At 56.7% G+C, this 25,469-nt stretch carries 18 protein-coding genes and 4 tRNA genes; 9 read left to right on the forward strand and 13 right to left on the reverse strand.

All coding sequences use genetic code 11. The features are described from left to right. Positions 1-11 precede the first annotated feature (11 nt). Genes HBN79_RS14880 through fabI form a run of 6 tightly spaced genes read left to right on the forward strand, consistent with a single transcriptional unit; the run spans position 12 to position 8,203 of the window. Positions 12-1,844, forward strand: coding sequence for an extracellular solute-binding protein (locus tag HBN79_RS14880; RefSeq protein ID WP_095022902.1), 1,833 nt, complete (start codon positions 12-14; stop codon positions 1,842-1,844). Then, the gene (locus HBN79_RS14885; RefSeq protein WP_169916850.1) at positions 1,841-3,682 is read left to right on the forward strand and encodes an extracellular solute-binding protein; all 1,842 of its coding nucleotides are present in this window, start codon (positions 1,841-1,843) and stop codon (positions 3,680-3,682) included. The genes HBN79_RS14880 and HBN79_RS14885 overlap by 4 nt, the downstream gene beginning before the upstream one ends. Then, the gene (locus HBN79_RS14890) at positions 3,683-4,756 is read left to right on the forward strand and encodes a microcin C ABC transporter permease YejB (RefSeq protein WP_095019319.1); all 1,074 of its coding nucleotides are present in this window, start codon (positions 3,683-3,685) and stop codon (positions 4,754-4,756) included. It begins immediately after the preceding gene. A gap of 1 nt (position 4,757) precedes the next feature. Continuing rightward, positions 4,758-5,777 (forward strand): ABC transporter permease, encoded by a 1,020-nt coding sequence (locus HBN79_RS14895; RefSeq protein ID WP_095019320.1) that lies wholly within the window; start codon positions 4,758-4,760, stop codon positions 5,775-5,777. Position 5,778: 1 nt separating this feature from the next. Next, positions 5,779-7,389 carry an ABC transporter ATP-binding protein gene (locus HBN79_RS14900; protein ID WP_095038674.1) on the forward strand — a complete coding sequence of 537 codons (1,611 nt, stop codon included), beginning with the start codon at positions 5,779-5,781 and terminating at the stop codon, positions 7,387-7,389. Positions 7,390-7,408: 19 nt separating this feature from the next. Further along, on the forward strand, positions 7,409-8,203 hold the full coding sequence (gene fabI, locus HBN79_RS14905; protein WP_016782317.1) for an enoyl-ACP reductase FabI: 795 nt from the start codon (positions 7,409-7,411) through the stop codon (positions 8,201-8,203). A gap of 240 nt (positions 8,204-8,443) precedes the next feature. Here the strand turns inward: fabI and HBN79_RS14910 are convergent, their stop codons facing one another. The 10 genes from HBN79_RS14910 to HBN79_RS14955 form a co-directional block, all read right to left on the reverse strand. Beyond that, positions 8,444-10,315, reverse strand: a complete 1,872-nt coding sequence (locus tag HBN79_RS14910) for a SurA N-terminal domain-containing protein (protein WP_095019322.1) — start codon at positions 10,313-10,315, stop codon at positions 8,444-8,446. 229 nt (positions 10,316-10,544) lie between these two features. Beyond that, positions 10,545-10,817 (reverse strand): HU family DNA-binding protein, encoded by a 273-nt coding sequence (locus HBN79_RS14915; RefSeq protein WP_016782315.1) that lies wholly within the window; start codon positions 10,815-10,817, stop codon positions 10,545-10,547. 148 nt (positions 10,818-10,965) lie between these two features. After that, positions 10,966-13,362, reverse strand: coding sequence for an endopeptidase La (lon, locus tag HBN79_RS14920; RefSeq protein ID WP_095001708.1), 2,397 nt, complete (start codon positions 13,360-13,362; stop codon positions 10,966-10,968). A 162-nt stretch (positions 13,363-13,524) separates the two neighbouring features. After that, the gene (gene clpX, locus HBN79_RS14925; RefSeq protein ID WP_016782313.1) at positions 13,525-14,808 is read right to left on the reverse strand and encodes an ATP-dependent Clp protease ATP-binding subunit ClpX; all 1,284 of its coding nucleotides are present in this window, start codon (positions 14,806-14,808) and stop codon (positions 13,525-13,527) included. Positions 14,809-14,914: 106 nt separating this feature from the next. Next, positions 14,915-15,556, reverse strand: coding sequence for an ATP-dependent Clp endopeptidase proteolytic subunit ClpP (gene clpP, locus HBN79_RS14930; protein WP_095001709.1), 642 nt, complete (start codon positions 15,554-15,556; stop codon positions 14,915-14,917). Between the two features lie 90 nt (positions 15,557-15,646). After that, positions 15,647-16,957 (reverse strand): trigger factor, encoded by a 1,311-nt coding sequence (gene tig / locus HBN79_RS14935; protein ID WP_029611584.1) that lies wholly within the window; start codon positions 16,955-16,957, stop codon positions 15,647-15,649. A 359-nt stretch (positions 16,958-17,316) separates the two neighbouring features. After that, positions 17,317-17,392: transfer RNA gene (locus HBN79_RS14940), tRNA-His, on the reverse strand. Between the two features lie 86 nt (positions 17,393-17,478). After that, a tRNA-Leu gene (locus tag HBN79_RS14945) sits at positions 17,479-17,563 on the reverse strand. 56 nt (positions 17,564-17,619) lie between these two features. Beyond that, a tRNA-His gene (locus HBN79_RS14950) sits at positions 17,620-17,695 on the reverse strand. Between the two features lie 41 nt (positions 17,696-17,736). Continuing rightward, positions 17,737-17,813: transfer RNA gene (locus tag HBN79_RS14955), tRNA-Arg, on the reverse strand. Positions 17,814-18,093: 280 nt separating this feature from the next. Here HBN79_RS14955 and folD point away from each other — a divergent pair. Beyond that, positions 18,094-18,951, forward strand: coding sequence for a bifunctional methylenetetrahydrofolate dehydrogenase/methenyltetrahydrofolate cyclohydrolase FolD (gene folD / locus HBN79_RS14960; protein WP_088377854.1), 858 nt, complete (start codon positions 18,094-18,096; stop codon positions 18,949-18,951). A gap of 220 nt (positions 18,952-19,171) precedes the next feature. Here the strand turns inward: folD and cysS are convergent, their stop codons facing one another. Next, positions 19,172-20,554, reverse strand: a complete 1,383-nt coding sequence (gene cysS / locus HBN79_RS14965; protein ID WP_169916851.1) for a cysteine--tRNA ligase — start codon at positions 20,552-20,554, stop codon at positions 19,172-19,174. A 22-nt stretch (positions 20,555-20,576) separates the two neighbouring features. Next, positions 20,577-22,274, reverse strand: a complete 1,698-nt coding sequence (locus tag HBN79_RS14970; protein ID WP_095025498.1) for a glutamine--tRNA ligase/YqeY domain fusion protein — start codon at positions 22,272-22,274, stop codon at positions 20,577-20,579. Positions 22,275-22,551: 277 nt separating this feature from the next. Here HBN79_RS14970 and HBN79_RS14975 point away from each other — a divergent pair, with 277 nt between their 5' ends. Continuing rightward, a complete protein-coding gene (locus HBN79_RS14975) occupies positions 22,552-23,055 on the forward strand; it encodes a peptidylprolyl isomerase (protein WP_095001712.1) in 504 nt (167 codons plus the stop codon). After that, on the forward strand, positions 23,052-23,789 hold the full coding sequence (gene lpxH / locus HBN79_RS14980) for a UDP-2,3-diacylglucosamine diphosphatase (RefSeq protein WP_095019324.1): 738 nt from the start codon (positions 23,052-23,054) through the stop codon (positions 23,787-23,789). The genes HBN79_RS14975 and lpxH overlap by 4 nt, the downstream gene beginning before the upstream one ends. A 120-nt stretch (positions 23,790-23,909) precedes the next feature. On the opposite strand, the gene HBN79_RS14985 is transcribed toward lpxH, so the two are convergent. Next, a complete protein-coding gene (locus HBN79_RS14985; protein ID WP_095001714.1) occupies positions 23,910-25,439 on the reverse strand; it encodes a DHA2 family efflux MFS transporter permease subunit in 1,530 nt (509 codons plus the stop codon). Positions 25,440-25,469 lie beyond the last annotated feature (30 nt).

Here is a 25,469-nt window from a genome sequence, read left to right on the forward strand (position 1 = left end):
GGATCTCTGACTTGACGCGTCCCCTCCTTACGCTATTTATCTGCCTGGCCTTGAGCTTCACCGCCAGCGCAAACCTGAGCGAAAGCCACGGTTATGCGCAGTTCGGCACACTCAAGTACCCCGCCACCTTTACCCATTTCGACTGGGTAAACCCTGACGCCCCCAAGGGCGGCACCTTGAAGGTCATGGCGTTCGGCACGTTCGACACGCTCAACCCCTACACCTTCAAAGGCACCAGCCCGGTTTCGACTCCCAACTTCCTGCAGTACGGGGTCAATGAACTCAATGAAACCCTGATGGCCGGTACGGGCCAATATGCCCCCTCCGGCGATGAGCCAACATCCAGCTATGGTTTGATCGCTCAATCAGTGGAGTACAACGAGGACCGCAGCTGGGTCGTCTTTAACCTGCGACCCGAAGCCCGCTTTCATGATGGGACGCCGATCACTGCCTACGATGTTGCCTTCTCCTACGACCTGTTACTAAAAGAAGGTCATCCGCAGTACCGCACCAATCTTCAGGAAGTCCAGCGGGTCGATATCCTGGGCCCCAAACGAATTCGTTTTGTCTTCAAGCGCTCAGGCAACCCGTTGCTGATTTTGCGCCTGGGCGAACTGCCCGTGTTGCCCCAGCATTACTGGGTAAAGCGCGACTTCAAAGCCACCACCTTCGAGCCACCGCTGGGTAGCGGCCCCTATCGCATTACCCGGGTTACCCCCGGGCGCCAACTGGTCTTTGAGCGCGTCAAGAACTGGTGGGGCGCCAACCTGCCGGTCAACCGCGGCAAATACAACTTCGACCGGGTTGAAGTGGAGTTCTACCGCGACAGCGATGTCGCCTTCGAGGCGTTCAAGGCCCGCGAGTTCGACATCTACATCGAGCACCAGGCCAAGAACTGGGCCAATGGCTATAACTTCCCGGCGGTACGCCGCGGCGATGTGATCAAGGCCGAAATTACCCACCAGATCCCGACACAAACCCAGGGGCTGTTTATGAACAGTCGCCGCGCCACCTTTGCGCAAAACAAAACCCGTGAGGCCCTGGGCCTTATGTTTGATTTTGAATGGACCAACCGCACCCTGTTCAACGGCGCCTACCAGCGCGCCGTGAGCCATTACCCCAACAGCGAATTCTCGGCCAGCGGCATTCCCCAGGGGCATGAGTGGCTGATGCTGTCACCCTGGCGCAGCCAACTACCGCCCGAACTGTTCAACCAGGCCTTTACCTTGCCGCAAACCGACGGCCGCGGCATCCCCCGCGCAACTCTGCGCCAGGCACTGGCACTGCTGGATGAAAGCGGCTGGAAACTGTCGGGCCAGCGCCTGGTCAATAGTGAAGGCAAACCCCTGCGTTTCGAAATATTACTGGTAAACCCGAACCTTGAGCGCATCCTGCAACCCTATGTGGAGAACCTGGCCAGCATTGGCGTCGATGCCCGGCTGCGCACCGTGGATCGCGCGCAATACAAGCAGCGCCTGGACCAGTTCGACTTTGACATGATCCTGATGACCCTTGACCAGACCCTGAGCCCCGGCCTTGAACAGTGGCAGTACTTCCACTCCAGCCAGGCCAACGTCAAGGGCAGCAAAAACTATGCAGGGGTAGCCAGCCCGGTGGTGGACCAACTGCTCGAGCGCCTGCTGGCCGCACGGACCCGCGACGAGCAATTGTCTGCCGGCCAGGCCCTGGACCGCGTGTTGCTTTGGCAGCACTACATCATTCCCAACTGGTATCTGAACTATCACCGCCTGGCGTACCGCAACCGGTTCGCCTTTGTGACTACGCCGCCCTACACCCTGGGCCTCAGCGCGTGGTGGCTTAAGCCTACGGAGAAAAAACAATGATGCCTTTGCGTACATGGCTAAAGCCCCTTGCCAGCTTGTTGTTTGCCGGTTTTGCCTGCACGGCCATGGCCGCTCCCCAGCATGCCTTGACCCTCTATGACGAGCCGCCGAAATATCCTGCCGACTTCAAGCATGTCGACTACGTCAACCCGCAAGCCCCCAAGGGCGGTACCTTTCGCAAGTCTGCGCTGGGCAGCTTTGACAGCCTCAACCCGTTTATCAATAAAGGCGTGCCAGCCGACGACATTGATCTGACCTTCGATACCCTGGCCCGGCAAACCCTCGACGAGCCTTTTACGTCCTACGGCCTGATTGCCGGGAAAATCGAGAAAGCCCCGGATAACAGCTGGGTGCGGTTTTACCTGCGCCCGGAAGCGAAGTTCAGCGATGGCCATCCGATTCGCGCCGAAGATGTCGTGTTCAGCTTCGATACCCTGATGAAAAGTGGCTCGCCGCTGTACAAGGGTTATTACAGCGATGTCGACCAGGCCATCGCGGAAAACCCGCTGCAAGTGAAATTCACCTTCAAGCACAACAAAAACCGTGAACTGCCGCTAATCCTTGGCCAGCTCCCGGTTCTGCCCAAGCACTGGTGGGAAACCCGCGACTTCAACAAGGGCAACCTGGAAATCCCGCCCGGCAGCGGCCCCTACACCATCGCCGAGATCAAGCCCGGGCGCTCGATCCGCTACGAGCGCAACAAGGACTATTGGGGCAAGGACCTGCCCATCAACAAGGGCCTGTACAATTTTGATGCCATCACGGTCGATTACTTTCGCGACAACAGCGTTGCCTTCGAAGCCCTCAAGGCCGGTCAGTTTGATTACTGGCTGGAGATCAGCGCCAAAAACTGGGCCGGAGCCTACAACTCTCCGGCATTTACTCAGGGCCGCCTGAAAAAAGAAGAAATCCGCAACCACAATCCAACAGGCATGCAGGGATTTGTCTTCAACCTGCGCAGGCCAATGTTCCAGGATGTGCGTGTACGCGAGGCGCTAAGCCTGCTGTTCGACTTTGAATGGGCCAACAAGCAACTGTTCAACGGTGCCTATGCGCGCACTGGCAGCTACTTCGAAAACTCGGAAATGGCCGCCAAGGCGCCGCCGACCGAAGCTGAACTGGCCATTCTGGAGCCCTTGCGCGGCCAGATTCCCGAGCAGGCGTTCAGCCAGGTGTTCAAACCCAGCGTCACCGACGCCAGCGGCATGATTCGCGAGCAACAGCGCCGCGCCTACCAACTGCTGCAAGACGCCGGCTGGCGCATCGTCGATGACAAGATGGTCGACGCCCAGGGCAAGCCGGTGAAGATCGAATTCTTGCTGGCACAAACCGAATTCGAGCGCATCCTTCTGCCGTTCAAGCGCAACCTCAGCGACCTGGGCATCGATTTGCAGATTCGCCGGGTCGACACCTCCCAATACCTCAACCGCCTGCGCTCAAGGGATTACGACATGATTGTCGGCAGCTTCCCGCAGTCCAGCTCACCCGGCAGCGAGCAGCGCGAGTACTGGGAATCACAAAGTATCGACAAACCCGGCAGCCGAAATTTTATCGGCCTGAAGGACCCGGCCATCGACCAGTTGACCGAAGGCCTGATCAACGCCGAGTCACGGCAAAGCCTGATCAACCATGCCAGGGCGCTGGACCGTGTGTTGCAGTGGGGCTTCTACGTGATCCCCAACTGGCATATCAAAACCTGGCGCGTGGCCTACTCGAACCATATCGGCCATCCCGAAATTACGCCCAAATACGATATCGGCACCAACACCTGGTGGGCCAAATCTGACGCAAAACCTGCACCCTCTACCAAACCTTCAAGCGCGAGCCAGGAGCCTTAAATGCTGGCTTATATTTTCAGGCGACTGCTGCTGATCATTCCGACACTGTTCGGGATTCTGTTGATTAACTTCATCATTATCCAGGCGGCCCCCGGCGGCCCGGTTGAACAGATGATCGCCAAGCTCGAAGGCTTTGACGGCGCCACCAGCCGCATCGCCGGTGGTGGTTCGGAAGTGTCGGTGGCGGGCTCCAACTACCGTGGCGCCCAAGGGCTGGATCCGGAACTGATCAAGGAAATCGAAAAGATGTACGGTTTCGACAAGTCGGCGCCGGAACGCCTGTGGATCATGATTAAAAACTACGCCCGACTGGACTTCGGCGAAAGCTTCTTCCGCGACGCCAAGGTCATCGACCTGATCAAGGAGAAAATGCCGGTCTCCATCTCGCTGGGGTTGTGGAGCACCCTGATCATGTACCTGGTGTCGATCCCCCTGGGGATCGCCAAGGCCACGCGCCACGGCAGCCACTTTGATGTCTGGACCAGTTCACTGATCATCATCGGCTACGCCATCCCGGCCTTTCTGTTTGCCATCCTGCTGATCGTACTGTTTGCCGGGGGCAGTTACCTGGACTGGTTCCCCCTGCGCGGCCTGACGTCCAACAACTTTGACGAACTGAGCCTGGGCGGCAAGATTCTCGATTACTTCTGGCATCTGGCATTGCCCGTTACGGCACTGGTTATCGGCAACTTCGCCACCATGACCCTGCTGACCAAAAACAGCTTTCTCGACGAGATCAACAAACAGTATGTCGTCACTGCCAAAGCCAAGGGCCTGACCAACCACCGGGTGCTCTATGGCCATGTGTTCCGCAATGCCATGCTGCTGGTTATTGCCGGTTTCCCGTCGGCCTTTATCGGAATTTTCTTTACCGGCTCACTGCTGGTCGAAGTGATTTTCTCCCTCGATGGCCTGGGCCTGATGAGTTTCGAGGCCGCGATCAATCGCGACTACCCGGTTGTCTTCGGCACCCTGTTTATCTTTACGCTGGTCGGGCTGGTGGTGAAGCTGATCGGTGACCTCTCATACACCCTGGTCGATCCGCGTATCGACTTTGAAAGCAGGGAGCATTGAGATGAAGCTATCCCCCCTCAATCGACGCCGTTTTGCCCGTTTCAAAGCCAACAAGCGTGGCTGGTGGTCGCTGTGGATCTTCCTGGTGCTGTTCGGGCTCAGCCTGAACGCCGAGTTCATTGCCAACGACAAACCGCTGGTGATCAATTACGACGGGGAGTGGTATTTCCCGGCGCTCAAGCGCTATCCAGAGACCGACTTCGGCGGCGAATTCCCCCTCGAAGCCAACTACAAAAGCCCGTATATCCGTGAACTGCTGGCCAAGAAAGATGCCTGGGTTGTGTGGCCACCCATCCCCTACAGCTATCAAAGCATCAACTACGACCTGAAAGTCCCTGCCCCTGCACCGCCCTCCGCCGAGAACTGGCTGGGCACCGACGACCAGGGCCGCGACGTGCTGGCCCGAGTGATTTATGGCTTTCGCATATCGGTGCTGTTCGCCCTGACCCTGACGGTACTGAGCTCCATCATCGGCGTGATCGCCGGGGCCTTGCAGGGCTTTTATGGTGGCTGGGTCGACCTGGCCGGTCAGCGCTTTCTGGAAATCTGGTCAGGCTTGCCCGTGTTGTACCTGCTGATCATTCTCGCCAGTTTTGTGCAGCCCAATTTCTGGTGGCTGCTGGGCATCATGCTGCTGTTCTCGTGGATGAGCCTGGTGGACGTCGTGCGCGCCGAATTCCTGCGTGGGCGCAATCTGGAGTATGTGCGCGCCGCCCGCGCCCTGGGCATGCAGGACATGGCCATCATGTACCGCCACATCCTGCCCAACGCCATGGTCTCCACCATGACCTTTATGCCGTTTATCCTCACTGGCGCCATCGGCACCCTCACTGCCCTGGACTTCCTGGGCTTCGGCCTGCCCCCGGGCGCGCCGTCGCTGGGCGAACTGGTGGCCCAGGGCAAGTCCAACCTGCAAGCGCCCTGGCTGGGCATCAGTGCATTCGCAGTGCTGGCCATCATGCTCAGCCTGCTGGTGTTTATCGGTGAGTCCGCTCGCGATGCCTTCGACCCGAGGAAATAAGATGACGCAGGACAATCTGATCGAAGTGCGCGACCTCAGCGTCGAGTTTGTAGCGGGTGACACACCGCAGCGGGTGGTGCAAGGCGTCAGTTTTGATATCAGGCGCGGCGAAACCCTGGCCCTGGTGGGCGAAAGCGGTTCGGGCAAATCGGTGACCGCGCACTCGATCCTCAGGTTGCTGCCCTACCCCCTTGCACGCCACCCCAGCGGCAGCATCGCCTACGGCGGCCAGGATTTGCTCAGCGTGGACGAGAAAAAGCTGCGCAACATTCGCGGCAACCGCATTGCGATGATTTTTCAGGAGCCCATGACCTCCCTGAACCCGCTGCACAGCATTGAAAAACAAATCAATGAGGTGCTCGGCATTCACAAGGGGATCACCGGCAAGGCCGCTACCCTGCGCACCCTGGAGCTTCTGGAGCTGGTAGGCATACCCGAGCCTCACAAACGCCTCAAGGCGCTGCCACACGAGCTCTCAGGGGGTCAGAGACAGCGCGTGATGATCGCCATGGCCCTGGCCAATGAACCCGAACTGCTGATTGCCGACGAACCTACCACCGCCCTGGACGTGACCGTTCAGCTTAAAATCCTCGACTTGCTCAAGGATCTGCAAGCCCGCCTGGGCATGTCGTTGTTACTGATCAGTCACGATTTGAACCTTGTACGAAGAATTGCGCATCGCGTATGTGTCATGCAGCGCGGTTTAATCGTCGAACAAGCATCGTGCGAGCAGCTGTTCCGTTCGCCGCAGCATCCTTACACCCGGGAACTGCTCAGCGCAGAGCCCAGCGGAGGCCCGGCCAGCACCATTGCCGGTCCGCCATTGCTGCAAGTCGAGGACCTGAGGGTATGGTTCCCGATCAAGAAAGGCCTGCTGCGCAAGACCGTCGATTACGTGAAAGCGGTGGACGGTATCAATTTCAGCTTGCCCCAGGGGCAGACCCTGGGAATTGTGGGTGAAAGCGGATCGGGCAAATCAACGCTGGGCCTGGCGATTTTGCGTCTGATTGCCAGCAAGGGCCTGATCAGCTTTGAAGGCAAACGGCTAGACTGTCTGTCACAGAAAGAAGTCAGGCCATTGCGACGGGAAATGCAGGTGGTATTCCAGGACCCGTTTGGCAGTCTCAGCCCGCGCATGAGCGTCAGCGAGATTGTCGGTGAAGGGTTGCGCATTCACCGTATGGGCACCGAAGCGGAACAGGAAAGTGCAATTATTGAAGCCTTGCGAGAAGTAGGTCTGGATCCGGAAACCCGGCACCGTTACCCTCACGAGTTTTCAGGCGGACAACGGCAAAGAATCGCCATTGCCCGCGCACTGGTGTTAAAGCCGGAGTTGATATTGCTGGACGAGCCAACCTCTGCGCTGGACCGCACAGTACAACGCCAGGTTGTTGAACTGCTGCGCTCATTGCAAGCCAGGCACAACCTGACGTATTTGTTTATCAGCCATGACCTGGCTGTCGTCAAAGCGCTGAGCCACCAGTTGATGGTGGTCAAGCATGGCCAAGTGGTCGAACAGGGTGATGCGCAAAGTATCTTTGCCTCACCGCAACATCCATATACACAACAGCTGCTGGAAGCCGCCTTTTTGGCACCAGTGGCTGTCGATTAACCTGATAGAGGAACAACACATGGGTTTTCTCACCGGTAAGCGCGTACTGATCGTTGGTGTCGCTAGCAAATTGTCCATCGCTTCTGGCATTGCTGCCGCCATGCACCGTGAAGGCGCCGAGCTGGCTTTCACTTATCAGAACGAAAAGCTGAAAGGTCGTGTTGAAGAATTCGCCGCAGGCTGGGGTTCGAATCCTGAGCTGTGCTTCCCTTGCGACGTTGCCAGCGATGAAGAAATCGCCAAGGTCTTCGAAGACCTGAGCAAGAAGTGGGACGGTCTGGACTGCATCGTTCACTCCGTAGGTTTCGCTCCTGGCGACCAGCTGGATGGCGATTTCACCGACGCCACCACCCGTGAAGGCTTCCGCATCGCTCACGACATCAGCGCCTACAGCTTCGTGGCCCTGGCCAAGGCTGGTCGCCCGATGATGAAAGGTCGCAACGGCAGCCTGCTGACCCTGTCCTACCTGGGCGCCGAGCGCACCATGCCTAACTACAACGTGATGGGCATGGCCAAGGCCAGCCTGGAAGCCGGTGTACGTTACCTGGCAGGCAGCCTAGGCCCTGAGGGTACTCGCGTTAACTGCGTATCGGCAGGCCCGATCCGTACCCTGGCAGCGTCGGGCATCAAGAACTTCCGCAAAATGCTGGCGGCCAACGAAGCGCAGACGCCACTGCGTCGCAACGTGACCATCGACGAAGTCGGCAATGCCGGCGCCTTCCTGTGCTCCGATCTGGCATCGGGCATCAGCGGCGAAATCATGTACGTAGACGGTGGCTTCAACACTACCGCCATGGGCAGCCTCGAAGAGTAAACCCTTCGTTACAAGCGCTACTCAAAAACGCCCGATGCAGAGATTGCATCGGGCGTTTTTTTGCCTCGCGACAATCTCTGGGAGATGATCTGTGGGAGCGGGCTTGCCCGCGATACAAACGACGCGATACGTCAGACAGAGCGCATGGATGCCATCGCGAGCAAGCCCGCTCCCACAAAAAAACCAGCGCAAAAAAATGGCCGCTCAATGAGCGGCCATTTTTAGCGAAGCAGGCTGAACTTAGTAGCGCTCAACCTTGGCTTCGTTTTCCAACTGCTTGCGGTAGGCAGCAAAGTCTTGCTGGCCAACACGCGAAGCGAGGAAGCGGCGATACGACGCTTTCTCTTCTTCAGTCGGCGCTACTGCATCGTTGACGCCGTTCAAACGCAATACAACCACAGTGCCATCTGCCAGGGTGACACTGCTGAATGTCGGCTTGTCCTTGGCTGCAGGTTTCGGCATGCGGAATACCGCTTGCAGCACGGCAGGATCAATACCTTCCTGACCACGGGCAACCGCTTCCTGGACCTTCCACGCCTGACCATCAACCGGCTGGTTCAACGGCAGTTTGCCATCGCGCAGCTCCTTGATGATTTCTTCGGCACGGGTTTTGGCCGCAGCACTGGCGTGCTCCTTGACCAGTTGCGCACGAATGCTCGAGGCAACAGCCTCCAGCGGCAACTGCTCAGGCTTGCGGTGCTCCTTGACGCGCAACACCACTACGGTCTCAGGGTCCAGCTCCAGGGCTGTACTGTTCGCGCCCTCATCCATCACTTCGGTGCTGAATGCGGCCTGAATCACAGCGCGATTGGCGGTGACACCCTCGCCCCCCTCGCGACCAAATGGCGCAGAGGTATGCACAGTCAGCTTAAGCTCTTGAGCTGGCTGAGCCAGATCGGACGCTTCAAATGCCGAGTCTTCCAATTGCTTGGTTGCATCGACAAACAGGCGTTCAACCTGCTGGGTTTTCAGGTCATGGGTCAGCTTGTCTTTCAGGCTGGCAAAGCTCGGCACTTCAGGTGCTTCAACACCCAGCAGCTTGATCAGGTGATAACCGAAGCTGGTGCGTACCGGCTCCGAAACCTGGTCCTGCTTCAACCCGTAAACAGCCGTTTCGAACACAGGATCGTAAACACCAGGGCCTGCGAAGCCCAGGTCACCGCCATTGGCAGCCGAACCCGGATCCTGGGAGAACTCCTTGGCCAGAGCTTCGAAGCTTTCACCTTTGGCCAGACGCTGCTGAATCTCGGCGATCTTGGCTTTGGCCTGCTCGTCGCTGACCTTGTCGTTCACTTCGATCAGGATATGCGCAGCGCGGCGCTGTTCGGCCAGGTTGGCGATTTCCTTTTGATACAACGCTTGAAGCTCATCATCCTTCACGGCTACCTGGTCAAAGAAAGAAGATTTCTTCAACTCGATATAGTCGATCACGACCTGATCAGGGGTCATGAATTCCTTGGCGTGCTCGTCGTAGTAAGCCTTGATTTCGTCATCGCTCAGTTTCACCGCAGCCGGGTCGGCCTTGATGTTCAGCGAAGCGAAATCACGAGTTTGTTTCTCAAGACGGGCGAACGCATTCACCTGTTCGTCGGTCACGAAACCACTGCCCGCCAGACCGGCACGCAGCTGACCAATCAGCATTTCTTCGCCCAGCATGTTACGGAACTGCAAGCGACCGTAACCCAGTTGACGGATCACCTGGTCGAAACGCTCAGGGCTGAATTTGCCGTCTTCCTGAAATTCAGGAGTCAACAGAATGACTTGGTCCAAAGCGGCTTCAGAAAACGAAAACTTCGCGTCTTTGGCGCCTTGCAGCAACAGCTTGCGATCGATCAACCCTTTGAGGGCCGCTTCACGCAGCATTTTTTCATCCAGCAACGACGAGTCGAAATCCTTGCCCAACTGCTGCAGCAGCTGCCGGCGTTGCATATCGACGGCCTGGCTCAGTTCAACCTGGGTGATTTCTTCACCGTTAACCTTGGCAGCATCCTGGCTGGTAGAGGTGGCTTGAAAAATGGCATCGAAACCGGTCAACGCCATTAACGCGACGATGACACCGATGATGGTCTTGGCAATCCAGCCTTGTGAATTGTCCCTGATATTTTGCAGCATGCTTCCCCCAGAAACGGTCTTGCATAATGAGCAACCGTGGAGCGTGGGTAGAGTCCGGATAGAAGAAAGGCGCATCCGAGGATGCGCCTTCTCGTAACTGGCGGAGCGGACCGGGCTCGAACCCGCGACCCCCGGCGTGACACATCGATGTTGCCACCGACTGCACTACCGCTCCGCTGCCAAGCCTGGCGTGCGCCTGACCCGGTTGGGTAAAAGGTGTTACAGAAACTTAGTTAACCGCTTCTTTCAGTGCTTTACCGGCTTTGAAGCCTGGCTTTTTGGCAGCAGGAATTTCCAGCGTTTTACCGGTCTGTGGGTTACGACCAATACGGGCAGGACGATCGGTTACAGAGAAAGTACCAAAACCAACCAGTACCACAGAGTCGCCAGCCTTAAGAGCGCCAGTGACGGATTCGATTACTGCGTCCAGCGCACGGCCAGCTGCAGCTTTCGGGATATCAGCAGATGCAGCGATAGCATCAATCAGTTCCGACTTGTTCACTCTAAGTCCCCTTATATCTGTCTGAGTATGTTTCTAAAGTTTTTTGGTAAAAGCAAAACGACTGCTGAAGCACTTACGGACACTTATAGAGCCGCTTTATAACAAGGGCTCTAAAAAGCGTCAAGAAAGCCCGTCAGGCGAATCCGTATTAATGCGTGCTAATTCTTTCCTTAGAGTCAGATTCTCGTTTGTCGTCCTTGGCAACAATCTCGGGAGCCACATCCGGCAAGGGCTCCGGGGCGTATTGCAGCGCAATTTGCAGGACTTCGTCAATCCATTTAACCGGTTTAATCTGAAGATCCTGTTTGATGTTGTCAGGAATTTCCTTCAGGTCACGAACGTTCTCTTCAGGAATAATTACAGTTTTGATGCCACCACGATGAGCAGCAAGTAATTTTTCCTTCAGGCCACCAATCGCCAACACCTGACCACGAAGGGTAATTTCACCGGTCATGGCAACATCGGCGCGTACCGGAATCAGGGTCAATGCAGAGACCAGGGCAGTACACATTCCCACACCAGCACTAGGGCCATCTTTAGGCGTAGCGCCTTCGGGCATGTGAATGTGAATATCGCGTTTTTCGTGGAAATCCAACGGGATACCCAGGCTCTTGGCGCGGCTGCGCACCACCGTCAATGCAGCGGTGATGGACTCTACCATCACGTCGCCCAGCGAACCGGTCTTGATCAGCTGGCCTTTGCCAGGAACAACGGCCGCTTCGATGGTCAACAACTCGCCACCCACCTGGGTCCAGGCCAGGCCGGTCACTTGACCGATCTGGTCCTGAACTTCAGCCAAACCGTAGCTGAATTTTCTTACGCCCAAAAAGTGCTCAAGTAGCTCCGGCGTGACGGTGACCGCAAAGCGTTTTTCCAGCGCATGCTCTTTGACCGCCTTGCGGCAGATCTTCGCAATCTGGCGCTCAAGGCCCCGCACACCGGCTTCCCGGGTGTAGTAGCGGATCATGTCGCGGATGGCTTCGTTATCAAATGCCAGCTCGCCCTTCTTCAAGCCATTGGCTTCAATTTGTTTCGGGGCCAGGTATTTGACAGCAATGTTGATTTTTTCGTCTTCGGTGTAGCCAGGCAGACGAATGACTTCCATCCGGTCCAGCAAGGCTGGCGGGATGTTCATCGAGTTGGACGTACACAGGAACATCACATCGGAGAGGTCGTAATCAACCTCGAGGTAATGGTCGTTGAAATTGTGGTTCTGCTCGGGATCGAGCACTTCAAGCAGTGCAGACGCCGGATCGCCGCGCATGTCACTGCCCATCTTGTCGATTTCATCAAGCAGGAACAGCGGGTTGCGCACACCAACCTTGGTCATCTTTTGAATCAATCTTCCTGGCATCGAACCGATGTACGTACGGCGATGGCCACGAATTTCCGCTTCGTCACGCACGCCACCCAAGGCCATACGCACGAATTTACGGTTTGTTGCGTGGGCAATGGACTCAGCAAGCGAGGTTTTGCCTACACCCGGAGGACCGACCAGGCACAGAACCGGACCACGAATTTTCTTCACACGCTTTTGCACGGCAAGATATTCGAGAATCCGTTCTTTGACTTCGTCCAGACCGTAGTGATCTGCGTCCAGAATGTCTTCAGCACGCTTGAGATCCAGGCGCACCTTGCTCTGAGCCTTCCACGGCACCTGCACCAGCCAGTCGATGTAGGAGCGCACCACGGTGGCTTCTGCGGACATTGGCGACATTTGCTTGAGCTTGTTCAGCTCCGCCTGGGCCTTGGCCATTGCATCTTTCGGCAAACCGGCAGCATCGATGCGTTTTTTCAGCTCTTCGATTTCATTGTGACCTTCGTCACCATCACCCAGCTCTTTCTGAATGGCCTTCATCTGCTCATTCAGGTAGTACTCGCGCTGGCTGCGCTCCATTTGCTTTTTGACGCGACCACGGATGCGCTTTTCGACTTGCAGCAAGTCGATCTCGGCATCCAGCAGGGCCAGAACGTGCTCGACACGGGCCTGCAGATCGATGATTTCGAGGATTTCCTGCTTCTGCTCGATCTTGAGTGCCATATGGGCAGCCATGGTATCGACCAGACGGCTTGGCTCGTCAATGCTGTTAAGCGATGACAGAACCTCGGCCGGGACTTTTTTGCCCAGTTGCACGTATTGCTCGAACTGCGAAAGCAGGCTGCGCACAAAGACCTCGGATTCGCGATCCGGGGCAGCCACTTCGTCAATCAGGGAGACTTCGGCACTCAGATAACCATCTGCCTGACCAAAATGCTCAACCGCACCGCGTTGCTCACCCTCAACCAGCACTTTGACCGTGCCGTCCGGGAGCTTGAGCAGTTGCAGAACAGTTGCAATGGTACCGACGCGATACAGGGCATCTTCGCCCGGATCGTCGTCAGCCGGATTCTTTTGAGCCAATAGCAAAATTTGCTTGTCGCCCGTCATCGCAGCCTCAAGGGCCTCGATCGACTTCTCGCGTCCCACGAACAGTGGGATCACCATGTGCGGATACACAACAACATCACGCAACGGCAAGAGAGGCAATTCGATGGTTGTCTTCATGATTTCGCCTCTACGGCGGCCATAAGGCCGTAATCAGATGGATGTAAGCTTGAAGCCAAGATGGGGGCAGTCTTGAAAAAAAACAAGCGTTGAACGACAGGAAAAACAAAGGGGCCCGAAGGCCCCTTCTTTAACACGCAATGTGGAATGCCAGCATTACATTTACGCGTCAGGTGCAACCTTGGCAGTCGCTTCGTTGTTTTCATAGATCAACAACGGCTTGGACTTGCCTTCTATAACGCTTTCGTCGATCACAACTTTACTCACCTCGGATTGCGAGGGGATTTCATACATTGTGTCGAGCAGCACGCCTTCAAGAATCGAACGCAGGCCACGAGCGCCCGTTTTGCGCTCCAGAGCACGCTTGGCCACGGCCTTCAAGGCGTCGGCACGGAACTCAAGATCTACACCTTCCATCTCGAACAGCTTGCCGTACTGCTTGGTCAAGGCGTTCTTCGGTTCGGTGAGGATCTGCATCAAGGCAGCCTCGTCCAGCTCGTCCAGGGTTGCCAGCACAGGCAGACGACCCACGAATTCCGGGATCAGGCCAAACTTGACCAGATCGTCAGGCTCGACTTCACGCAGGGATTCGCCAACCTTCTTGCCCTCTTCCTTGCTGCGCACTTCGGCACTGAAGCCGATGCCGCCGCGAGTCGAGCGAGCCTGTACAACCTTCTCAAGGCCCGAGAACGCACCACCGCAGATAAACAGGATGTTGCGGGTATCAACCTGCAAGAACTCCTGCTGCGGGTGCTTGCGGCCGCCTTGAGGCGGTACGGAAGCCACGGTACCTTCGATCAGCTTGAGCAATGCCTGCTGCACACCTTCACCGGAAACATCACGGGTAATCGAAGGGTTGTCAGACTTGCGCGAAATCTTGTCGATTTCATCGATGTAGACAATGCCCATCTGGGCTTTTTCTACGTCGTAATCGCATTTCTGCAGCAGCTTCTGAATGATGTTTTCAACATCTTCGCCTACGTAACCGGCTTCAGTCAGCGTGGTTGCGTCAGCGATGGTGAAAGGTACATTCAACAGGCGTGCAAGGGTTTCTGCCAGCAGGGTCTTACCCGAACCGGTAGGGCCGATCAGCAGGATGTTGCTCTTGCCGAGTTCGACGTCGTCGTTTTTCTTGTCACGCTGGTTGAGGCGCTTGTAGTGGTTGTACACCGCTACAGCCAAAACCTTTTTGGCACGTTCCTGACCAATGACGTATTGATCAAGGATGCCGCTGATTTCTTTTGGCGATGGTAATTTATGCGCGCTGCTCTCGGCCTGGGCTTCCTGCACCTCCTCACGGATGATGTCATTGCACAGGTCAACGCATTCGTCGCAGATAAAGACCGAGGGGCCGGCAATCAATTTGCGCACTTCATGCTGGCTTTTGCCACAGAAGGAGCAATAGAGCAATTTGCCGTTGTCCTCGCCGTTGCGGGTGTCAGTCATTCGATCGATCCAAATCCGATAGGCTTGCAACACAAGATGAAGGCAACTGCGGGCTTTTTCAAGCCCGCAGGTGGTCGGTTAACCCAACCACCCACATTTGAGCTGCTTAAGCGGGCATTTGACGCTTGCTGAACACAGAGTCGATCAAACCGTATTCGGCTGCACGCTCGGCGCTCATGAAGTTGTCACGCTCGGTGTCGCGCTCGATGGTTTCGAGAGTCTGGCCCGTGTGGTGAGCCAGCAGCGAGTTCAAACGGTGACGGATGTTGAGGATTTCCTTGGCATGAATGTCGATATCCGACGCCTGGCCCTGGAAACCGCCCAGTGGCTGGTGAATCATCATGCGCGAGTTCGGCAGGCAGTGACGCTTGCCCGGTGCGCCACCGGCCAACAGGAAGGCACCCATGCTGCAGGCCTGGCCGATGCAGATGGTCGACACGTCAGGCTTGATGAATTGCATGGTGTCGTAGATCGACATGCCTGCAGTCACCGAACCGCCCGGCGAGTTGATGTACAGGTGGATGTCCTTGTCCGGGTTCTCGGCTTCAAGGAACAGCAGCTGCGCAGCCACCAGGTTGGCCATGTAGTCTTCTACGGGGCCGACCAGGAAGATGATTCGCTCCTTCAGGAGGCGCGAGTAGATGTCGTAAGCGCGTTCGCCACGGGCGGACTGCTCGACAACCATCGGGACCAGGCCGCCAGCGGCGTGGATATCAGAGTTCTGCTGAATATAAGAATTGCGGGACATGTCCGGCAGTCACTCCCAAATAGTCTTGTCTGGATACGCATAAGCCAGCTCGAGGCTGGCTTATGGTTGTGTTTTCTAACGAGTCAGAAATCAGTCGGCTTGTGGAGCTTCCACCGGCTTGACAGCTTCTTCGTAAGAGACCGCTTTATCGGTCACCTTGGCCTTCTGCAGAACAGTATCCACAACTTGCTCTTCCAGCACAACCGAACGAACCTCGTTCAATTGCGCGTCGTTTTTGTAGTACCAGGCTACAACCTGCTCTGGCTCCTGGTAAGCGGAAGCCATTTCCTGAATCATTTCGCGAACGCGATCTTCGTCAGGCTTGAGGTCGAACTGCTTGACCACTTCAGCCACGATCAGACCCAGCACTACACGGCGGTTGGCTTGCTCTTCGAACAGCTCTGCCGGCAGTTGATCAGGCTTGATGTTACCACCGAACTGCTGAACAGCCTGCACGCGCAGACGGTCAACTTCGTTGGCCAGCAGCGACTTCGGCACTTCGATCGGGTTGGCAGCCAGCAGGCCGTCCATTACCTGGTTCTTGACCTTGGACTTGATGGCCTGACGCAGTTCACGCTCCATGTTCTTGCGAACTTCGGCGCGGAAGCCTTCCAGACCGGTTTCCTTGATACCGAACTGGGCGAAGAACTCTTCGTTCAGCTCTGGCAGCTTAGGCTCGGAAACAGTGTTCACGGTTACGGTGAACTCGGCTTCTTTGCCAGCCAGGTCCAGATTCTGGTAGTCAGCAGGGAAAGTCAGTTTCAGAACGCGCTCTTCACCGGCTTTGGCGCCTACCAGGCCTTCTTCAAAGCCAGGAATCATGCGGCCCGAACCCAGCACCAGCTGAGTACCGGTGGCGGAGCCGCCAGCGAACACTTCGCCGTCTACCTTGCCAACGAAATCGATGTTCAGCTGATCATCGTTCTGGGCAGCACGGTCAGTCACTTCAAAGCGGGTGTTCTGCTTGCGCAGCACGTCCAGCATCTTGTCCAGGTCGGCATCAGCCACTTCGGCGCTCAGGCGCTCGATAGCGATGGTGTCCAGACCGGTCACTTCGAATTCAGGGAATACTTCGAAAGTAGCAACGTATTCCAGATCTTTGCCTTTTTCGAAAACCTTAGGCTCGATCGAAGGAGCACCAGCCGGGTTCAGCTTCTGCTCAACCACAGCTTCGTAGAACGAAGACTGGACTACATTGCCCAGCGCTTCCTGGCGCGCATCAGCTTCGTAACGCTGACGGATTACGCTCATTGGCACCTTGCCTGGACGGAAGCCCGGGATCTTGGCCTTTTGGGCAGTCTGTTGCAGACGCTTGTTGACTTCAGCCTCAATACGCTCAGCTGGCACGCCAATGGTCATGCGACGCTCAAGAGCGGAAGTATTTTCAACAGAAACTTGCATGGATATTCCTCGTTGCACAGACATTAGCCGGCCGTTTCCGACCCCATAATCAAGGGCAAGCATTCTAGTGGGTCAAACTCAAGAAGTCACCCTACCGCAAACACCCTAAGAAACGGCCGACAGAAATTAAGTAAAAGCAGCCATCCGTCTCGCCTTCTATATAGATAGAAGACTGCACTGATCAATTGGCGATAACGGGCAGCCTTTGGAGCTACCCCGATCTGCGCGCATTGTCACACAAATCACAGAGGACGCTAAGCATGCGGAAAACAAGGTGCCGAACGACACCCCTATATGCGATTCTCAAACCGCAGATACAAAAAAACGCCAGAGGGTTAGTCTGGCGTTTTCTTTTAATATGGGGTGGACGAAGGGGATCGAACCCTCGACAACGGGAGTCACAATCCCGTGCTCTACCAACTGAGCTACGCCCACCATAGTGCGTTTACAACGCTGCCTGCTCCTGGAAGCCGACAGTTACAACCAAAGAAAAAGCCGCTACAAGCGGCTCTATCAAAATTTGGTGCGGACGGAGAGACTCGAACTCTCACACCTTGCGGCGCTGGAACCTAAATCCAGTGTGTCTACCAATTCCACCACATCCGCATTTCAAACTCTTGAAGCAAAGACGCCAGACTTTTAATCTGGCGGCTTTCTAAATATGGGGTGGACGAAGGGGATCGAACCCTCGACAACGGGAGTCACAATCCCGTGCTCTACCAACTGAGCTACGCCCACCATATTGCCTGTACTGCTTTACTTGTGCCAAAGCTGCCTAATGGCGCACCCGGCAGGACTCGAACCTGCGACCATCCGCTTAGAAGGCGGATGCTCTATCCAGCTGAGCTACGGGCGCATTGTTAGCCTGTATTCTTTGACGACTACAAACCAAGTGCTTTCAGTATCACCAAGCTGGACAACAACTTCGCTCTACCTTCTTAACCAGTGCTAGGCTGTGCCCGACAAGTGCGACGAATGTTATAGGTGAGCCCGTAAGTCGTCAACTGTTTTTTAAAAAAAGTTTAGAAATATAAAGGAGTTAGGGCAATAAACAGACCAGGCGCCTTTGCCCTCGCGCCGCGGCATGCGAGAATGCACGTCCTTTTTCCACCCTTTACGATGGTTAATCACGCGTAATGACTGCACAACTAATCGACGGCAAAGCGATCGCCGCCAGCCTGCGCCAGCAGATTGCCAAACGTGTCGCCGAGCGCCACGAGCAAGGCCTGCGCACCCCTGGTCTGGCAGTGATTCTGGTCGGCAGCGATCCTGCTTCCCAGGTTTATGTTTCGCACAAGCGTAAAGACTGCGAAGAGGTAGGCTTTATTTCCCAAGCCTATGACCTGCCCTCCGACACGACCCAACAGGACCTCACCGACCTGATCGACCGTCTCAATGACGACGCGAACATCGACGGCATCCTGCTGCAACTGCCTCTGCCTGCCCATCTGGATGCCTCCAAACTGCTGGAGCGTATCCGTCCGGACAAAGATGTCGACGGTTTCCACCCCTATAACGTCGGTCGTCTGGCCCAACGCATCCCGCTGCTGCGCCCATGCACCCCCAAAGGCATCATGGCCCTGCTGGAAAGCACCGGCCAGGACCTGTACGGAATGGACGCGGTCATTGTCGGCGCCTCCAATATCGTTGGACGCCCGATGGCCATGGAATTGCTGCTGGCTGGCTGCACCGTGACCGTAACCCACCGTTTCACCAAGGACCTGGCCGGCCACGTTGGCCGCGCCGACCTGGTGGTGGTAGCTGCCGGCAAGCCTGGCCTGGTCAAAGGCGAATGGATCAAGGAAGGCGCCATCGTCATCGACGTGGGCATCAACCGCCAGGCTGATGGCAAGCTGGTGGGCGACGTGGTGTACGAGACCGCCCTGCCCCGCGCGGGCTGGATCACCCCGGTACCGGGCGGCGTAGGCCCGATGACTCGTGCCTGCCTGCTGGAAAACACCTTGTACGCAGCCGAAGAATTGCACGGCAACTAGTGCAAAGCGCTGCAAAAAAACGGCACCTTCGGGTGCCGTTTTTATTGGCGCCGCTAAAATCCGGGCAAACAAAAGCCCGCACTTGGCGCAATGCCATGACCTCAATTGTGGGAGCGAGCCTGCTCGCGAAAGCCCACCCGAGACCTTCGCGAGCAGGCTCGCTCCCACAAAATCATCAGCATCACGCCCCGTACGGGCTTTTGTTCACACAACGGGCAATCTAGTCAGCCAAGCGCCAGGTTGTCCCGCCTTTACTGTCTTCCAGCACCACACCCATTGCCGCGAGCTGATCACGGATACGGTCAGACTCCGCCCAGTCCTTGGCAGCGCGGGCAGCCAGACGCGCATCGATCAAGGCCTGCACCTGAGCGGCATCGATCTTGCCTTCAGCACCGGCCTGCAGAAAGTCATCCGCTTCAAGCTGCAACACACCCAGCACATCGGCCAATTGCTTGAGACGTGCCGCCAGACCGGCAGCCGCCTGCAGATCGGTTTCGCGCAACCGGTTGATCTCGCGAACCATCTCGAACAGCACCGCACAGGCTTCCGGCGTACCGAAGTCGTCGTTCATGACCTGGGTAAAGCGCTCAACAAAGGCTTCACCACCGGCCGGAGCAACCTTGGGCAACCCTTTCAGTGCGTTATAGAAGCGATCAAGGGCTGCCTTGGCATCCTTGAGATTGTCTTCCGAATAGTTGATCGAACTACGGTAGTGGCTCGACACCAACAGATAACGCACAACCTCCGGGTGATACTTCGCCAGAACGTCGCGAATGGTGAAGAAGTTGTTCAAGGACTTGGACATCTTCTCGCCATTGATGCGAATCATCCCGCAATGCATCCAGGCATTGGCGTAGGTTTTACCCGTAGCCGCCTCGCTTTGGGCGATTTCGTTCTCATGGTGCGGAAACTCCAGGTCGCTGCCGCCGCCATGAATATCGAAGGTCTCACCCAGGCAGCAGGTAGACATCACCGAGCATTCAATGTGCCAGCCCGGACGACCCGGGCCCCACGGCGACTCCCAGCTCGGCTCGCCAGGCTTGATGCCTTTCCACAACACGAAGTCCAGCGGATCGTCCTTGGCCTCGTCGACCTCGATGCGCGCGCCGATGCGCAGATCTTCGATCTTTTTGCGCGACAGCTTGCCGTAGCCCATGAACTTGGCAACGCGGTAGTACACGTCACCATTGCCCGGGGCATAGGCGTAACCCTTGTCGATCAGGGTCTGGATCATCGCGTGCATGCCAGGGATATGATCCGTGGCACGAGGCTCCATATCCGGCTTGAGGATATTGAGCCGCGCTTCATCTTCATGCATGGCCGCGATCATGCGCTCGGTCAGCACCTCGAAAGGCTCGCCGTTTTCACGCGCACGATTGATGATCTTGTCTTCAATGTCCGTAATGTTGCGCACGTAGGTCAGGTTGTAGCCGCTGAAACGCAACCAGCGGGTCACCAGATCGAAGGCAATCATGCTGCGACCATGGCCGATGTGGCAGTAGTCGTACACGGTCATGCCGCACACGTACATGCGCACATTGTTGCCGTCCAGCGGCTTGAAAACTTCTTTGCTCTTGGTGAGCGTGTTGTAGATCGTAAGCACGGCTTGTTCCTTCAAAACTTGATCACTGGCCCCACGAATCACGCAGGGTCACGGTACGGTTGAATACCGGGTGACCGGGTTTCGAGTCCTTGATATCTGCGCAGAAGTAGCCTTCGCGCTCGAACTGGAAACGGTCTTCCGGCTGTGCATTGCCCAGCGAGGGTTCAGCACGACAACCGGTCAGTACCTGCAGCGAGTCAGGGTTGATGTTTTCCAGGAAGCCCGCGCCGTCTTCGGCCTTTTCAGGGTTCGGCGAGCGGAACAGACGATCATACAAACGCACTTCGCATTCGACGCTGGCAGCCGCCGGCACCCAATGCACAACACCCTTGACCTTGCGACCTTCAGGGTTTTTACCCAGGGTCAGCGGATCGTACGAGCAATGCAGTTCAACGATGTTGCCATCGGCATCCTTGATCGCTTCGTCGGCACGGATCACATAGCTGCCGCGCAAACGCACTTCGCCCGCAGGCTCAAGACGCTTGTAGCCTTTTGGCGGCTCTTCCATGAAGTCTTCACGGTCGATGTAGATTTCACGGGCAAACGGCAACACCCGCACACCCATGTCTTCCTTAGGGTGGCAAGGCAGCTCGAGGTTTTCGACCTGACCTTCCGGGTAGTTGGTGATGATCACTTTCAATGGACGCAGCACGCACATGGCGCGCGGCGCGCTGTGGTCCAGATCGTCACGAATGCTGAATTCCAGCATGCCGAAGTCAACAACACCGTCAGAACGGTTGGTGCCGACCATGTCACAGAAATTACGAATCGATTTAGGCGTGTAACCGCGACGGCGGAAACCCGACAGCGTCGACATGCGCGGGTCATCCCAGCCGTTGACGTGCTTTTCATCGACCAGCTGCTTGAGCTTGCGCTTGCTGGTGATGGTGTAGTTGAGGTTCAGACGGCTGAACTCGTACTGACGCGGGCGCGCCGGTACTGGCAGGCTGTCCAGGAACCATTCGTACAGCGGACGATGGCTTTCGAACTCCAGGGTGCAGATCGAATGGGTGATGCCTTCAATGGCATCCGACTGACCGTGGGTGAAGTCATAGTTGGGGTAGATGCACCACTTGTCACCGGTCTGGTGGTGATGGGCATGACGGATGCGGTACATGATCGGGTCGCGCAGGTTAATGTTCGGCGAGGCCATGTCGATCTTGGCGCGCAGAACACGCTTGCCGTCTTCAAACTCACCGGCGGTCATGCGGGCGAACAGATCCAGGTTCTCTTCAACGCTGCGGTCGCGGAACGGGCTGTTCTTGCCGGGCTCGGTCAGGCTGCCGCGGTATTCCTTGGCTTGCTCGGGCGTCAGGTCGCAGACGTAGGCCTTGCCTTCTTTGATCAGGTAAATCGCCCACTCGTGCAGTTGATCGAAGTATTGCGACGCGTAACGCACTTCACCGGCCCACTCGAAGCCCAGCCACTTGACGTCGCTTTCGATGGCGTCGATGTATTCCTGGTCTTCTTTTGCCGGGTTGGTGTCGTCAAAACGCAAATGCGTCACGCCGCCAAACTCTTGAGCCAGCCCAAAGTTCACACAAATGGATTTGGCATGACCGATGTGCAGATAGCCGTTTGGCTCCGGCGGAAAGCGGGTCACGATCTGTGTGTATTTACCCGAGTCTAGGTCCGCCTGAACGATTGGACGCAGGAAGTTAGCCGGGACAGCAGGGCCAGCCTTTGGATTCAGAGTGGGGTCGACAGTGGGCTTGCTCATAGGATCCTTGAACGTAACAGGGTGCGCGGCCTGGGTCGGCCGACTAAATCAAAGCGCCTATCATAGCCGATGCCGCCAAGTCACTGACAGAGCAGGTGCTCAATCAAAGCGATTGAAATGCCGGCTTTTAGTCCCCATATGGGAAAAACACCATCGAAATGCCGTGCGAGCACGCTAAACTCCGCCCGCGGCTGTATCTACCCAGCCAGCCCGGGAGATTGAGGTGTGTTCACCCCGCTCCCCGGCCCGACGAATTCCCTGATAGAGCGATACGACCATGACCCAAGTAAAACTGAGCACCAACCACGGCGACATCGTGATCGAACTGAACGCTGAAAAAGCACCGATCACCGTAGCCAACTTCATCGAATACGTAAAAGCCGGCCACTACGAAAACACCGTTTTCCACCGTGTAATCGGCAACTTCATGATCCAGGGCGGCGGTTTTGAGCCAGGCATGAAAGAAAAGAAAGACAAGCGTCCAAGCATCCAGAACGAAGCCGACAACGGCCTGCCGAACGAGAAGTACACCGTGGCCATGGCTCGCACCATGGAACCGCATTCGGCTTCCGCCCAGTTCTTCATCAACGTGGCTGACAACAGCTTCCTCAACCACAGCGGCAAAACCGCTCAGGGCTGGGGCTACGCCGTATTCGGTAAAGTCGTTGCAGGCCAGGACGTAGTAGACAAGATCAAAGGCGTTGCCACCACGTCCAAAGCCGGCCACCAGGACGTGCCTAAAGATGACGTGATCGTCGAGAAAGCAGAGATCATTGAGTGATACTGCTGATTTCAGATTTGCATCTGGAAGAGGAGCGCCCGGACATTACCCGGGCGTTTCTGGATTTCCTGACCGGGCGTGCGCGCTCGGCTCAGGCGCTCTACATCCTGGGCGACTTTTTCGAAGCCTGGATTGGCGACGATGCCATGACCCCCTATCAGCGCTCGATCTGTGCAGCGCTGCGCACCCTGAGCGAGACCGGCACGCAGATCTTTCTGATGCACGGCAACCGCGACTTTTTACTTGGCCAGGCCTTTTGTAAAGCGGCTGGCTGCACCCTGATCAAAGACCCCAGCGTGGTCGACTTCTATGGCGAAGCGGTTTTGTTGATGCACGGCGACAGCCTGTGCACGCGCGACGAAGCCTATATGCGCCTGCGACGCATCCTGCGCAACCCCGTCACTTTGTGGGTCCTGCGCCACCTGCCGCTGAGCACCCGGCATAAACTGGCGCGCAAGCTGCGCAGCGAAAGCCGCGCGCAGACCCGCATGAAAGCCAACGACATCGTTGACGTGACCCCCGAGGAAGTACCCCGGATCATGGCGCACTTTGGTGTGCACACCCTGATTCACGGCCACACCCACCGCCCGGCGATACACAAACTGCAGATCGGCGAACAGACCGCCCGGCGCATTGTGCTGGGTGACTGGGACCGCCAGGGCTGGGTACTGCAAGTGGATGAGCAAGGTATGCAGCTCGCGCCGTTTGATTTTGCTCCGCCTGACGCACAGTAAACTCGTGGGCGCGAGCCTGCTCGCGAAGGTTTCTGCGCAACATCACAGATAAACCGCATGCAGACTTTCGCGAGCAGGCTCGCTCCCACAAGGACTTGCAGGGCTCCAGCCCCTCTACCTCTAATGCCCGCTGGTCGCCGGCCCCGCCTTGGCTATAAACGGTGGTTTCGCCAGCCACACCAGCAGAATCAAGCCCATAAACAGCCAACCCATCATGGTGAAGTAATCCACGGTGGAGAACATATAGGCCTGACTGGTCAGAATCTTGTCCATCTGTGCATAGGCGGGCGTGCTGGCACCGCCCAGGCTTTCGAGCGTATGCCGGGTCACAGGGTCATAGGCGCTGATGCTTTCGCTCAAGTAGGCATGATGCTGATCCGCCCGGCGAATCCAGATCCAGGTGGTCAAGGACGCCGCAAAGCTGCCGCCCAGTGTACGCAGGAAGGTCGCTAGCCCAGCGCCATCAGCAATCTGATGCGGCGGCAAATCCGACATCAAAATGGTCAAGGTCGGCATAAAGAACAGGGCCACGCCAATCCCCATAAACAGCTGCACCATCGCGATATGCTGGAAATCCACCTCATTGGTGAACTCGGCACGCATAAAGCAGCTCAGGCCAATAGCCAAAAAGGCCAGCCCGGCCAACAGGCGCAAGTCGAATTTATTCGCGTACTTGCCCACAAAGGGCGACATCAAAACCGGCAAGATCCCGATCGGTGCCACCGCCAGACCGGCCCAGGTAGCGGTATAGCCCATCTGCGTCTGCAGCCATTGCGGCAAAATCAGGTTGATACCAAAGAACCCGGCATAACCCAACACCAGCACAATGGTGCCAATCCGGAAGTTACGGTGAGCAAACAGGCGCAAGTTGACGATCGGATGCTTGTCTGTCATTTCCCAAATGATAAAGGCCGCCAGTGCCACTACCGATAAAGCTGTGCCCGAGAGGATGAAACTGGACTCGAACCAGTCCAGATCATTGCCCTTGTCGAGCACGATCTGCAACGCACCCACACCGATGATCAAGGTGATTAGCCCCACGTAATCCATCGGTTGACGGGTAATCACCACCGGGCGCGCCTTGAGTTGCTGGCGAACCACCATCACGGCAAAAATACCGATCGGGATATTGATAAAGAAGATCCACGGCCAACTGTAACTGTCGGTGATCCAGCCGCCCAAAATAGGCCCGGCAATCGGTGCAACCACCGTGACCATTGCCAGCAATGCCAATGCCATCCCCCGTTTTGCCGGGGGATACACCGCAATCAGCAAAGTCTGGGTCATGGGATAAAGCGGCCCTGCCACCAGCCCCTGGAGCACGCGAAACCCGACCAGCTCTGGCATCGAGGTGGAAATACCGCACAAAAACGAGGCCAGAACGAACAGCATCGTGGCCCACAGAAACAACTTAACCTCACCAAAACGCCGGCTGAGCCAGCCGGTTAACGGCAAGGCAATCGCGTTACTGACCGCAAATGACGTAATGACCCAGGTACCCTGCTCCGAACTCACTCCAAGATTACCGGAGATGGTGGGCAAGGCGACGTTGGCGATGGTGGTGTCCAGCACCTGCATAAAGGTCGCCAGCGACAGGCCGATCGTGGCCATTACCAGGCTGGGAGGGGAAAATGACGCGTTTGTACTCATCGCAAATCCTTTAAAACCGGGGATGCAGCC

Origin of the sequence: Pseudomonas sp. WS 5051, from assembly GCF_012985715.1 — a bacterium.
Taxonomy (GTDB): domain Bacteria; phylum Pseudomonadota; class Gammaproteobacteria; order Pseudomonadales; family Pseudomonadaceae; genus Aquipseudomonas; species Aquipseudomonas bubulae.